The following is a 13,797-nucleotide window of genomic DNA, read 5'->3' as shown; positions in this document are numbered from 1 at the left end:
GACGCTGGCCTGTTCGCTGCTGCTTCAGGCCGGCTACTTCGGCTGCGTGCTCTTTTTCGCGGACGTCGATGATCTGTAGAACTGTTCATTCGCTCCGCAGAGGGCCGGCGAATCCAATCTCTTCCTAAGCCCGTTGGCCGTAATCGAAAGACACGGGGCCGGCGAGTTCGTGCTCAGCTGCCACTGTGCTAGCAAGGGAACGGAATCCAATCCCGGAGCAGATGGCCAGAGTTGAGCGAAGACTGCGGTCGGAGCTCCTGCGCTTCCGGGTCTCCAAGGGGACGACTTTGCGAACCGAAGGGACTTTGAACCGTTGACGTGGCCGGCGTGCGGTAGGTTGGGCCAGCGACAGGGATCCCAGCCGGCCGGGAAGCACCGCCCTCTCAATGTGCGTTGACTTCGCTTCCTTTGGCGAAATGTGGGTAACGGCGAGGGCCGCACTCTTCCCGGGCCGTCGACATTCCCGCCCTTTTGGTGCGTGCGCCGTTAGGCGCGACAATTCGGTGCCCGCGTGTAACTGCGCGCATTCGCCGAAGCTTAGACGTGGTGCATTCCCGCTCGCCCGTTTGGCGGACAGTTCCGGCCGTGCTGGTTTTGCCGCCTAACGCCCGCCGCTCGTCACTGCCACACCCCTCTCCGGCAACGGCTCGGCGCATCGCGCAAGCCGGTTTAGCGATCAGGCCAGGCCCTTCGCGAGTTCCAACGCCTGCCGTTCGAAGAGGCGGCGGTAAATGCCACCATCGAGATTGATCAGGGCGGCATGATCGCCGTCCTCCATGATGCGGCCACGGTCGAAGACGAGCAGCCGATCGAGCGAGCGGACCGTCGACAGCCGGTGTGCGATGACGAGTGTGGTTCGGCCCACCATCAACCGATCCACCGCTTGTTGAATGAGCACCTCGGATTCCGAATCGAGGCTCGATGTGGCCTCGTCCAGAATAAGGATCGGCGCGTTCGCGAGGAAGGCGCGCGCGATCGCCACGCGCTGGCGCTCGCCGCCGGAGAGCTTCAAACCCCTTTCGCCGACCAATGTCCCATAGCCCTTCGGCAGGGGCGCGATGAATTCGTGGGCACTTGCCAGTCGTGCCGCTTGCTCGATCTCGGCCTGGCTCGCGCCAGGCCGGCCATAGGCGATGTTCTCGGCAAGCGACCTGTGAAACAGGATCGGCTCCTGCTGCACGATCGCGATCTGCGAACGAAGGGACTCTTGGGTCACCTCGGAGACGTCCTGACCGTCTATCAGGATCCGGCCGCCGCTCAGGTCGTAGAGTCTCTGGATCAGCTTCACGAATGTTGTCTTGCCGGAACCGGAGGGTCCAACCAACCCAACCCTTTCGCCAGCTTCAATCGACAGCGAACATTCGCTATAGAGCGGCAGGGGATGGTTGGCGTAGCGGAAGTGGACGTTCTCGAAATCGATACGGCCCTTCGTGATCCGGATCGGCTTGGCCTCTGGACGATCGGCAACATCCACGTGCTGATTGTGGATGGCCACCAGTTCTTCCATATCATTAACCGAGTGCTGCACGTTGCGGACATGCATGCCGGCATCACGCAGATAGCCCTGCAGGACGATGAAGGACGTGAGAACATATGCTATCTCGCCCGGCGTTGCCTGTCCATGCGACCACAGAAGCAGGGCATATCCGACCACCGCCACCCTGAGCGCAACCAAAGTTACGCCTTGGGTTGAGCCGATGATCGTTCCGCGCACCCAGCTCCGGCGCGCGCGGTGCCGCCATTTCGTCATGATATTTGCAAGCCGCTCGTCTTCGCGAACCTCTGCGCCGAAGCCCTTGACCACAGCGTTGCAACTGACCGCGTCCGCAAGCGCGCCGCTGAGCCTTGTGTCCCATCGGTTGGCAAGGCTCGCCGCTGGCGCGACATAGCCGAGCGACAGCGAAATCGAAAACGCAAGGTAGACGAGAGAGCCGCAAGCAAAGATCACGCCCATGACCGGCCAGTGCCAGCCGAGCAGCACCGTCGAGCCGATCAAGATGACAAACGACGGGAGCAGCGTGACGAGTATCGTGCTGTTGAGGAGGTCGAGCGCCCACATGCCGCGCGTTATCTTGCGCACTGTCGAGCCGGCGAAGCTGTTTGCATGCCAGTCTGTCGAAAAGCGCTGCACATGATGGAACGCTTCGGTCGCGACGTCGGAAATCATTTTCAACACCAGGTCGCTCAGGCCAATGAAGGCGACGTGGCGCATGGCAATGCCACCGAGTGCCAATGCAATCGGTACAGAGAATGCTGCAACAGCTGAATCCGAAGCTGGTGCTGCCGCATTAGCAGCACGAGAAACAGCGTCGATGAGTCGGCCAGAATAGAGCGGCATCAACACGTCAGCCAGCGTGGAGGCGAGCATCGCGGTCATGATGATCGCGAGCCGGGCCGGCTGCCTGTTCCAGAGGCGAACAGTGAAGGCGAAAACGTCGCGACAAGTGGCGCCGCGCCCATGGACGGGGAAACGTCTCATAGTTTCCAAGCGGGCGCATCAACACGCTCGGTCCCAAAGACGATAAAAGACAAAACTGGAATTTCGACCTCCCCCATAACAGCATCAATTTTGGCGGGCAGCTCTTGCCGCCTCACGACGGTGAGTTCAAAAGTCGTGCCAACTGAGCGGGAACATCCGAAGGACAAATTCAGCAGGTTACCGAGCCTGGAGAAAGTCAGCCGCCATCCAGTCGAATAAGATTGCTACGGCTGCTCAACTCGGGAGATTGGAAAAGAAGGTCGATGTATCGATTGAATTTTGAGCTTGTTCTTGCCTCGATCAAATAAGTACAGTTGCAATGCAGCTTTCTCAGGCCCGGCACTTAGGTGCTGATTTCAAAAGCGCGCCGCGAATACTTTCCTGCCCATATTCCGTCAATCGAATGCTCGACTGTCGGATTGTGCGCTCCCCGACACAGTGCCGTCGGTTCGCCTCCTGGGTACCTCCCCCGTCGATTGACGACCTGAAGGAGAAGCTTCGCTCGCAAGCTGGCACGACTCTTGAGGGTACTCCAGGTGGCGGAAGGAACTCCGGCTCGAGTCCCGTTGACTTCGGATGTTGCGAGGCTGGGTTGGAGCAAACTGTGCACCAATGAGAACGCAATGAAGGAGACATCATGGAACTCCGGCGGATTGCGGTGGAGTTAGACCTATTCCTCAAGATGACTGATGATGTCGCTCAATCCGAACAGTTGTTCGAACTGTTGTCTGCGTTTGCGCTGAATTTCGATTGCCCGTGGATTGCCTATGGGCCGCTCGCATCAGAGAGGGCTTTCAAGCCGAACCGAGAGGGTTCTGTGGTGATGTGGAATTATCCTGCTGAATGGCAGGAGCGCTACTCGAGAATGGGCTATGCCAAAATAGACCCCCTCATCAAGAAAGGTCGAAAGGAGGCGGGACCCTTTCGATGGAGCGAGGTGTATACTGATGAAAACATAACTGAAGATGGACGCCGCGTCTTGGACGAAGCAGCAACATTCGGCTTGAGGTCAGGCGTTACCGTCCCATTACATGGCCCTGGTGGCAGCTTTAGGTTTGTGAGTTTTGCTCAATCCTCGGACTGCGAATTGCAGAATAGAGCGATCACCTACCTGCAAATGGCCGCGCTGCGGTTTCATCGGATGGTTACGAAGTTCGACACTACGACTGCGTCGGAACGAGCTCATAACCTGTCTCCGAGAGAAATAGAGTGCATTGATTTGGTGTCACAAGGAAAATCATCTTGGGAAATAGGAACTATTTTAGGCAGATCACGAAACACGATAGATTTCCATTTAAAAAATGTAATGCGGAAGTTGGATGCGACCAGCAGAACGGTAGCTGTTGTAAAAGCTTTGAACCTTGGGATTATCCAACCGCCGTAGGTGCGCAGCTAGTTCTCCGCCCGTAGTAGCGCGCGTGATAGCCGAGACGCTCCGGCGTGCGCTCGCTCTTCGAAGCACCCAGCGCCTCGTCCATCTCGGCCTCGAGCACCTCCTGCATCACGGCGCGAATCACCTCGTGCAATCCATCCGGCTTCGAAAGCAAAATGTCGTTGACGCTGCTATGGCGGATTTATCTTCAGGCTTGGTCCTGGTGGCGATGCTGAGTTCGCTTCGCTGAGATTGGGCGGTCATGACAGGGTGGTGTTCAATGTCACCGATTCCTGGAAGAAATTACCATCCGTATTAAGCGACTGACGATGAGTGATGTGTGTCCAAAATCTGACAGCTGTCAGAAAACATGTCGGGTTCAATACAGCGGAGCGTCTTAGCCCTGTCGGGCTTTTCGAAGCCTATCTCGCAGTAACTGCGCGCCAGGCGCACTAGCTCGGCCTTTGCTGGTCGATGTGCGGCAATATAGTGTGAGGGCTGACCCGCATGAGAACACGGAACTCGCTCGATGAAGGATGATCGACGGCATCCAGAAAGCTTCTCTCCGGCGGGTTCGAGGGTGCTGCGCGCGCATCTCGGCGACGGGCCAGCGACCAACCGTTGAGGCTACATCTCCGGAGCGAGTGATGCCTCGAAAGATGCAATGCTGTCTCTGGTCCGACGCGCTGGAAGTTTGTGAAGGGTCGGCCCGGCAAATCGGTGAACCGGGCGGCTTAGGCTGCCAAAAAGGGTAGATGTCTGCGTTGCCTCGGTAGATCAGCAGGCGGTATCAGAAAGCCAAAGGCACACGCACACCATCGTGGCGCTTCGCAGGAAGTAGATGGGAGTAATCACCAGTGATTTTACCGGAACTTCGCTCAGCAAACACAGCCGGCAGGGTTTTGGAGATAACGACGACCACGGGATGCGTCGTAGGATGTTCATATTGTCCCCAGGACAAGTTCGCGGTCCGGCAAAGAAAAGTGTCTCATGCGAGTCATCTGGATCTTGAAGATTTCAAGCGGTGTCTGGCCCGCGTACCGACTTCCGTCGACATTGGTTTTGCGGGATACTCCGAACCTTGGCTCAATCCGGACTGTACCGAAATGGTGGAGCACGCCTTCGCCAAAGGCCATGGCATCAGGATTTTTACGACGCTGGTGGGAATGAACGGGCAGGACCTGCAGCGATTGCAAGCCTTGCGCTTGGGCGTATTCGTGGTCCATGTTTTCGATGACGGCACCTACATGAACAGCCGCCTGGTCGGAGACAAGTATCGCGATCTGGTTCGTCAACTCGTCGACGCGGACATCCCCTTGATCCGATTCGTGGCCTTGGGCGAGCCCCACCCAGATATAGCCGACATTATTCCTACCGAAGCCCTGATAAAAGCGCGGCCGGTGAGCAGTAGGGGTGGAAGCGTCGACCCTAAGATCGTTGCACCACGTCAGCCAGTGGTCGGAGCCCTAACCTGCGTGGACGCACGACAGTATCGGAATGTTCTTCTTCCAAACGGCGACGTTACCCTGTGCTCTATGGATTTTGAACGGCGTCACGTATTGGGCAACCTTCTATATGAGGGTTACTCCGCTCTGTTTGAAAAGCCAGTTTTTCGCGAAATCGTCGACCGCATGAATGGAGCAGATGGTTTTCTGCTTTGCAGGATGTGTGAATTCGCCGACCCAAACGACCGGACCTGAGTGCATGCCGGCCGAGAGGGCGTGCCTGGCAGTGCGGATGGCCCCACGACAGATGCACCTGCCCGCGACGCCATCGTGTTTTCACGTTACGCCAGTATGTTCCTGTAGGCGCGGCAGTGGGCCTCGAGCATTTCGGAGACGAGCTCATCGAAAGGTCTTCGCCTTCCAACCGAGCTTGTCGGCCTGCCTAGCTTGAGGTAACGCCGATCACAGGTCAACCATCGGTCGGATGGAAACAGTGTTAGTCGATCCCGATCAGAGCTTGATTGCTTACTCACGGCTCACCTCGTCAACGCCTTCACCCTCCCGGACGATCTCCTTTTCGACTCGCCTGAAGGCAGCAGCCCAGCTGCGGCCGGGGATGGTTGCCGTCGCGGTAGTGGACGTTCTCGAAACCGATGCGGCCCTTCGCCAGCGCGTCTCCCGGTTGCTTCCGCCTGGCCTACGAACGGGCTTTCCGTCAAGGGGGTCCACGGCGGCCCCGCCCTCTTGATCCGGCGGCTCGGGCCAGTCATCGCGCAAGAGATCGGAATCCGCATTCTTCTCAAAGAGAGCGTGGCTTTCGCTGTGTCATCGGTCATCAAATAGTTTCTTGAATCAGGTTGGTGTCCGCAGCCCGAGGTTGAACGGCGAATATATTGATGACCGCCGCGAAGCCGCTCGCTCGCTACGGCGCTATTGAGGAGCGCGCTCGCGAGCGGCTTCGCTACCGCCGAGCGACACAACCTCTGGCGACGCGACCCTGCTGATCTCCTTGGACATTTGTCCGGAGGCGCTATGGGCAGCGATGGGTGGGGTACGTCAACTACCTGATGCCATAGTAGCGATGCTTTCGCGGAAGCTTTAGAAGCCATCCTGTTGCAGCACATTCTCCGAAAGCATCCGAATGGAGGGCAACGCAACCCAACAATATTTGATGAGGATGCCGGCATCACCAGACTAACCAAGGCTGCCTCCGGCATTCTGCTCTCAATGTTAGATGACGAACATCTACCGCGAGCAACCAGCCATTAATCGCTCTCTTCTTTGAACGACCCAAGTGCAGAGGACTCAATATGAACACCGACCCTTTCACGGCCCATGAGTCCAACGTTCGTCGCTACGGTCGGTCGTTTCCCGCCGTCTTTGCGAGGGCACTTGGGGCCACCATCTGGGACGAGACCGGTAACGCATACATCGACTTCCTCGTTGGGTCCGGGGCGCTCAATTACGGGCACAACAATCCGGATATCATGGCGCCGGCGATTGAATATCTCGTCGGTGAGAACATTCTTCTGTCGCTTGATATGCATACGGCGGCAAAGCGTGACTTCATTGAAGGGTTCGTCGATTGGATCCTGAAACCCAGAGGCCTTTCATACAAGATTCAGTTTCCTGGGCCGACCGGCACGAACGCCAACGAAGCGGCTCTGGCGCTGGCGCGAAAATACACCGGCCGCTCGAGCGTCATGGCCTTTACGAATGCGTTCCACGGCATGTCGCTCGGCTCTCTAGCGGTGTCGGGCTCGGCCTCAACCAGGGAACTGGGAGGCGTCGCTCGCCACGATGTGATCCGTGTTCCCTATGACGGCTATCCGAGCCAAGCTTTCGATTCCGCCAGTTACATCGACAGCGTTTTGAGCGACCCGGGGAGCGGCATAGAAAAGCCTGCCGCAATCATTCTGGAGACCATCCAGGCGGAAGGCGGCATGAACGCCGCGTCTGCAGCTTGGCTCATGGAAATTCAGCGCATTTGCCGTACTCACGGCATTGTTTTTATCGTCGACGATATTCAGGCGGGTGCGGGCCGAACTGGCGATTTCTTCTCATTCGAGTCCGCGAAAATCGAACCGGATATTGTGTGTCTTTCCAAGTCACTAAGCGGTTCAGGTAGTCCGCTGTCCATCGTTCTGATTCGACCCGACTTGGACGTATGGAAGCCCGGAGAACATAGCGGGACCTTCAGAGGCAACAATTTCGCCTTCGTGACGGCAGGAGCCATGTGCAAGATGTGGTCGGATAGGAAATTTACTGCAGGTGTCGAGCGGACAGCCGTCAGGCTGCAAACGCACCTCGATCGCCTGGTTGCGAAATTTCCGAGGTACATCGAACAGAAGCGCGGCCGCGGTCTGATGGCCGGCCTGAAATGCCGTTCACCGGCAGTTGTCGGCCGCGTGCACGATGTCGCATTCGAAAATGGCCTTCTTATCGAATCCTCGGGGCCAAATCGCGACGTTATCAAAGTCCTCCCGCCGATAACCATCACCGATGCCGAACTCGATCGTGGCATCACCATCCTTGAACACGCACTACAGGAGCAAGACAATGCCTAGTCAGATATCTCAAGTGCCAGCCATCTTGCCGGTTTTGATCAAAGAACGGACCGGGTCGATCAACACGGCGGAGATCATCTCGGTCCTGAAAGGTGAGCTCACCGCTCTGCACATCAAGCAAGCTTTCAGCACCGAAGTAGCCGAGGAGATCACTACGAACTTTATTGGAAGCTCCGGTCTCAGAGAGCGTAAAGATGGTGTGCCCGGACAATATGTCGGCGCATCTCACTACAGAAAGGATGCAGCCACCTATTTCGCAGACGCCGAAAACGCGCGGCCGTACGTCGATGCCCTTTTTAAGAATTTGGTTGACCCGGTTCGAGCAGTATTCGGGGCGTTGAAGCGAGAGCTTCACAACCAGGGAATCGAATTGCGGCTAGCCCGTTCCGAACACGGCCAGGCCAATGTTTGTCGCGGCCTCAGTTGGTCGGGCACAGGCACCTTTTCCTTGGATCCCCACGACGACGTCGCTCAAGTCTTACGTGCTGGCGATGATTACGAGCTTTCTGCGGTGGCGCACAATACGGTCGCAGCGCTCAACCTCTATCCCAGCATGCCTGAGCAAGGCGGCAATCTGAAGCTCTGGAGCCACAAGCCGACGGTTGCGGACCGGATATCGCAAGGTGTGGAGACCACTGGATATCCCTATTCGGCAGCCTATCTGGAGGCCGTCCCTTGCCGCGAGTTCGAGCTCAAAACTGGGGATATCGCCCTAATCGATGGCGGCTTCGTTCACGGGGTTACCGGTCAATCAGGCGACGGAAAGCGTCGCCTGGTGCTGAATTGCTTTTTCGGATTTGCCCGGCCTGATCTTGTTCTCTGGTGGACCTGAAATAGGAATGTCGCAGCGACCGACCGGATTTTAGCCGGCAGTTAAAGCGTGAACATCCTTCGTCACGGGGGACTTGCCACGGGTGATTTCCTCTAGCTGCAATTAGAGTCCATCCTAATTGATTTAGAAAGAAGATCACTCGTGGCGTGAGTTCCAACAAGGACATCGTTGCTTGCAAGAGGCCGGCCTCCGAAGCAGGGAAAGAAACATGGGATCGTCGTACGAATTCTTTCTTGCGAAGCGCGACGACTGCGGCGTAGCTTTGATCGGTTGAAAAGCCATTGACCATCCCACTCAGATGAACGCCTTGGATCCCCCGCCTCCGGCCCCGTCGCGTGCGTAAAGCGTCTGCCCTGGTAAGTCAGCACGGTAGAGATTGGGCCGGAATATTCTCATGCATCATGGCGCGCCACCTCCCGTCGAACGCACTATCGATCTCCCCGTGCCAAGACCGATCTCCCCGCGTGACTTGCCCTCGCTATCCGCGGCTGACGGCTTGGGTGGAAGGCACCATCGACACACTTTAAAGACGGCTCAATATAACGAAACAATCTTAGATTCTCAGTTTTTGAAGGATTTCTCGAAAGGTCGCTCCGACTGAGTGAAAGCTGGCCTGATTCCTGGTCGCCCCGCAGAGGAGAGGCCGAATACCTCGTGAGCAATTGCCAGTCTGTCTTACGGCGGGAAAACTCAAACGTCAGTTACTATCCGGTTGGCTCTTGAAACAGAAGTCCATGACGGCAACAAGCTTCGCATACCAGGAAACGTACTTAGCGAAACGCTGGGGGTAAAAGTAGGCGAAATCATCTACAATATTGATGTTGTTTAAAACACCGTAACGAAATTGTATTACATTTTTAACATATAAGTTGTTGAATGGCCCCCAATAACGTGGTATTGAGCTCACAAGTCAACTCGATCAGGGGCCTCATTGTTTTATTTTACTTAGGCAGAAACTGAGTTGCGAGATTTTCCAGGAGCCCAACAGGGGGCGCCGATACAGACGGAGGATGAGTATGACCACGCTACCGCAAATCTCATTGGCGAAACTGTCTGCCGACGCGACGCGACATGAAGAGCAACAGCGCTTGCGCAATGCATGCGAGGTGTACGGGTTCTTCTACCTTATCGAGCACGGAATCCCGAAGGAACAGATCGCGGATGCCATCGACGCGTCCCGGCGGTTCTTCGCGTTGCCACTGGCTACAAAGGAACGCTTCGGTCACGCCGCACAAAACGTGCACCCCACTATCGCACGTGGATACAGTCCGCTGTACGGCGAAATCCTGCATCCTGAGGCCGGCCGCGATCCAAAGGAAGTGTTCGATCTCGGAATCGACAACGAAGGCGATCGGCGTCCGTTTGCGGGGCGCACACTGTTTCCGGATGAGGCTTTGGCTCCTGGTTTCGCGCGAAGCCTGCTTGCCTTGCAGGCTACCGTGCTCCGCGAAGTCGTCCCGCAGCTCGGAACCGCGCTTGCCGACGTGATCGGTTTGGAACAGGGCTGGTTCCAACGGTATTTCAGCCCGCCGACGCTCGAGCAACGCGTAATTCGGTATCCAGCTCGCGGCGGCACGTGCGCCAAGCACACCGATGGTGGCTTCTTCACGCTGCTGCTGCAGGAGGAACTCCCCACCCGGTCGTTGCAGGTGTGGTTGCGCGGGCGCTGGATGCCAGTGCCGAGCCTGCCCGACAGTCTCGTAGTCAATTTGGGCGATATGCTTCAGGCTTTGAGCGACGACCGCTTCAAGAGTACGCCGCATCAGGTCGCGCACAATGGTCTGACCGACCGAATTTCGCTTCCCTTCTTTATCTATCCCGACGTCGACGCGCGCCTGACTTCGCTGGAAGGGCACCACACCTTCAGTGTCGCGGAAATGATGCTGCGCAATTACGAGTCAGTCGAGACCGGGAATGGCGCCGGGCGCGCCCGAGAGTTGCAGTAAAGTGTCCGGTGTCCTCAGGCTGCCTAAACTCATGGCGACCGCCTCGGGGTGACACGCTGGGAGAACTCACGCAAACTCCCGCGTCGCGCGTATAGCGCGGCGGCAGGCGGACGGAAGCCGTGTAGTCATGTTCCTTGCAGCGCTTAGACAACCCTCAAGAACAGAAAATACTCATGTTCGTGAGTCATGATCTCACCTATGCGTTGCAGGCGACCCGGAATTGGGTCAGCGATCTGGCGTGGAGACTTCGTTGGCATGATCGCGAGCGGGTTTTCCTAGCTTTGATTGCGACGCTGCACGCCCTGCGCGACTGCCTGGGTCGCGACGAGGCCGTGTACATGGGTGCGCAGCTGCCAGTCTTACTGCGCGGCTTTTACTACGAGGGTTGGCACCCCGGCCGCCGCGCCATAGCCAGAAACCGGAATTCGTTTCTCGACCGGATCCACGACGGCGTCCACCGCGACCCGGCAGTGGATCCGGAAGAGGTTGCCCGCTCGGTCCTGAGCCAATTGGCGGACCGTTTGTCTGCAGCAGAGATCGAAGAGGCCAAGGCTGCCACTCCAAGAGCGCTGCATGATCTTTGGCCAGCCTGAGAGACGTCTCGATTAGCCGGCGGCATGGCGTCGACGATCCCCCATGAGCACAAAAGAATACGCTACCGCCGGGGGAACATTTCGGCCAGCAAACCAATTTCTATGCTTCCTGCAGTCCGCGACAAAACCAATTGGACGACGCTTAATAGGCAACTTGTTTGATAATCGAAAAAGTCTGCCCCGAATCTAGCCGGTGCTTCAATAGTCGCGAGGTGTACATGGCATCTAATTCCCCGCGGGCCTTGTGATTTGGCATCGGGTGAGTTTGGCGATTTCGGGATTCTGAGCGGTGGCCGAAGATGGAACTCGTCGGGCAGAGGCCGTCCTCGTACATTGCACCGAATTCCAACCTCATCCGCTACAGCACTGCTCCATAGCGCTCATTCAGTATCGCGTCAGATATCTTTTCGGCGACCATAATCGTTGGGATGTTCGTATTTGCTCTAGGGCAGAATGGCATCACCGACGCATCGGCGACTCTTAAGCCCGACACTCGGTGAACGCGCCCGGACGGGTCCGTAACACTATTTGGATCCAGATCAGGTCCCATCCGGCAAGTTGAAGTCGGATGGAAGTTTCCAAAGACATTCTGGCGCACAAAGCGGTCAAGAAGCTCGTCGCTATCGAGCAGGTCTGATATGCTACGACCATCGGTGATTAGAGATCTTATGAGGCCTCGCCGCAACCACGAGGAACTGTCCATGAGCGTGGCGACAATTGAGGTGAGCCCGAAATTTAGACGATTGTACTTGCTGATCCGCTTTGCTCGCCCAGTCCAGGTAGAAGGAAATGGGTCACGTGCGACAGCCACCAGCGCCTTGTGCTCTAGCAGCTGTCCTACGAACCGAAATGCCTCCTTCAATCGCTCAGTATCGCGTTTGTCGCTCAACATATTGAAATTCACCTCCGGCTCAGTAGCATGAGAAGAATTCTTGAGCGAAACCGTTCCTGTCGAGTAGGTGCGGTTCACCCAGAAAGCCAGAGTGCCAAGGCGGTTCCCGATCGGATGCCACGCAGACTTGGCGAGGGCTGAGATAGCCATATCGGTAGACGGGCAGCCCTCGTACCCTGAAGAGTAGCGGGCATGCATCTGAATATATCCGGTCGCGTTCGGCCCCATGCGATCGTCCGGCCCCAAATACGCTGAGATGGCGACGCCCGGGTGCTCCTGCAGGTTTTTTCCGACGCCGTTTATATCTGCGAGAACTGGAATGCCGAGGCTTAACAGTTGCTCTGCTGGGCCGATCCCGGATCGTATCAGCAAGGCCGGCGAATGAATGGCCCCGGCACATAGGACAACCGTTGGCGCGCTATAGGACCGCCGGCCGGTCTTACTTTCGGTTTCCACGCCAGTTATTTGTCGTCCTAAAGAGGTTAACCGTACGACCGTGGTCTCGGACAGGATCGTCAGGTTGGGCCGAGCTCGGACACTCTCCGACAAATAAGCCATTGCAGCTGAGACCCGACGACGATCGCGGTTCGTCAACGGAACAACTGAGTGGCCATCGCCAAACTCGCCGTTAAAGTCTGGTCGGAACGGGATACCTCTATCTTCATAAGCCCTCGATACAGCGCGAATAAACCCAGACCATTCTGCCTTACCCGCGCGTCTAATCGGCATTGGACCGTCGTTGCCATGAAATTCATTCTCAAAATCTAAATCGCACTCAAGTCGACGGAAGTATGGGAGGACACCTGCCCAATCCCAGCCCGTCGCACCAATGGATGCCCACTCGTCATAGTCCGCGGGGCCTCCCCGATTAGCTACCTGAGCATTGATACTAGAGCCCCCGCCCATGACCCGAGCTTGCTCATAGTGGGTGCGCCTGCTGACATCCTGCACTATGGTCGCGTTGAGTGACGGCCACTGATAACGAGGATTGTAGAAAGCTCTCGTAGGGTTACCATCGAGGATATCGTCAGGGATGGCATCTGGGGAAAAGTCAGGACCAGCCTCAACGAGCAGGACGCGACTTCCGTTGGCCGATAGCCTGTTCGCTATGACACATCCGGAGGAGCCACCGCCGACGATTATATAGTCGAACAACAAAAGACGGTCCTCACTTGCATCTGTATGCCCCGACAGGGGTAGCAGGTGTTACTTCAGCAAATTGCCTCCTCGTAACGCAGGAATCCACACTACACATCAGTAGTTGGCGAGCAGTCGAGAATCAGCAAGAATGAAAGGTTGACGCGGTGGGGCGCGCCTGCCGCCGCTTCTCCGCACTGCGTCATACAGGCCTCTATGACGGGGGTTTTGATCGGATTAAGCTTGGCAGAGACATGGAGTCGAGGGAGACCGAGCGACTCGAACTGGTGGTTGCGCAAGGCCTGTTGGGTCAATGGATTCCCTGATATGCGCCAGAACGTCGTCAGTTCCTTGCGGTTGCACGTCCCTCGGAGATGCACGTCTGCTTCGGCGGATCCATGCTTCCAGGTGCGTGAGTACTCGACGTCTGGCAGAAGCCGAAGTAGCCACCGCATGAGGTATGGCTCAGGCTGTTTGATCGTAAGCGCTGTCCCGGCGGCACCTTTCGCGCGTGGATGTAAGGGACGATGTTCG

Annotated in this window: 8 protein-coding genes and 1 pseudogene; 6 read left to right on the top strand and 3 right to left on the bottom strand. The window is 57.0% G+C overall.

What is annotated here, in order from left to right; all coding sequences use genetic code 11:
- Positions 1-676: 676 nt before the first annotated feature.
- On the bottom strand, positions 677-2,479 hold the full coding sequence (locus E5W70_RS25660; protein ID WP_292663744.1) for an ABC transporter ATP-binding protein: 1,803 nt from the start codon (positions 2,477-2,479) through the stop codon (positions 677-679).
- 637 nt (positions 2,480-3,116) lie between these two features.
- On the opposite strand from E5W70_RS25660, the gene E5W70_RS25655 reads away from it, so the two are divergent.
- Positions 3,117-3,863: a LuxR family transcriptional regulator gene (locus tag E5W70_RS25655; RefSeq protein ID WP_063169365.1), complete on the top strand. Its 747-nt coding sequence runs from the start codon at positions 3,117-3,119 to the stop codon at positions 3,861-3,863.
- 16 nt (positions 3,864-3,879) lie between these two features.
- On the opposite strand, the pseudogene E5W70_RS25650 reads toward E5W70_RS25655, so the two are convergent.
- Positions 3,880-4,115 (bottom strand): annotated as a pseudogene (locus E5W70_RS25650) (transposase); the annotation flags it as partial.
- A 719-nt stretch (positions 4,116-4,834) separates the two neighbouring features.
- On the opposite strand from E5W70_RS25650, the gene E5W70_RS25645 reads away from it, so the two are divergent.
- From E5W70_RS25645 to E5W70_RS25625, 5 genes are all read left to right on the top strand, one after another.
- Positions 4,835-5,551: an SPASM domain-containing protein gene (locus E5W70_RS25645; protein ID WP_224571099.1), complete on the top strand. Its 717-nt coding sequence runs from the start codon at positions 4,835-4,837 to the stop codon at positions 5,549-5,551.
- 1,055 nt (positions 5,552-6,606) lie between these two features.
- Complete coding sequence (ectB, locus tag E5W70_RS25640) at positions 6,607-7,863, top strand: diaminobutyrate--2-oxoglutarate transaminase (protein ID WP_127206334.1); 1,257 nt, start codon at positions 6,607-6,609, stop codon at positions 7,861-7,863.
- On the top strand, positions 7,856-8,695 hold the full coding sequence (locus E5W70_RS25635) for a hypothetical protein (protein ID WP_127206333.1): 840 nt from the start codon (positions 7,856-7,858) through the stop codon (positions 8,693-8,695). Before ectB ends, E5W70_RS25635 begins: the two co-directional genes overlap by 8 nt.
- A 1,016-nt stretch (positions 8,696-9,711) precedes the next feature.
- A complete protein-coding gene (locus E5W70_RS25630) occupies positions 9,712-10,641 on the top strand; it encodes a 2-oxoglutarate and iron-dependent oxygenase domain-containing protein (protein ID WP_128204854.1) in 930 nt (309 codons plus the stop codon).
- A 173-nt stretch (positions 10,642-10,814) separates the two neighbouring features.
- A complete protein-coding gene (locus E5W70_RS25625; RefSeq protein ID WP_128204853.1) occupies positions 10,815-11,234 on the top strand; it encodes a DUF2267 domain-containing protein in 420 nt (139 codons plus the stop codon).
- A gap of 358 nt (positions 11,235-11,592) precedes the next feature.
- On the opposite strand, the gene E5W70_RS25620 is transcribed toward E5W70_RS25625, so the two are convergent.
- Positions 11,593-13,281, bottom strand: a complete 1,689-nt coding sequence (locus E5W70_RS25620; protein ID WP_292663739.1) for a GMC family oxidoreductase N-terminal domain-containing protein — start codon at positions 13,279-13,281, stop codon at positions 11,593-11,595.
- Positions 13,282-13,797: the final 516 nt, after the last annotated feature.

The organism is Mesorhizobium sp. (genome assembly GCF_005063415.1).
Classification (GTDB): domain Bacteria; phylum Pseudomonadota; class Alphaproteobacteria; order Rhizobiales; family Rhizobiaceae; genus Mesorhizobium.
This window is presented reverse-complemented; position numbering and strand designations above follow the sequence as displayed.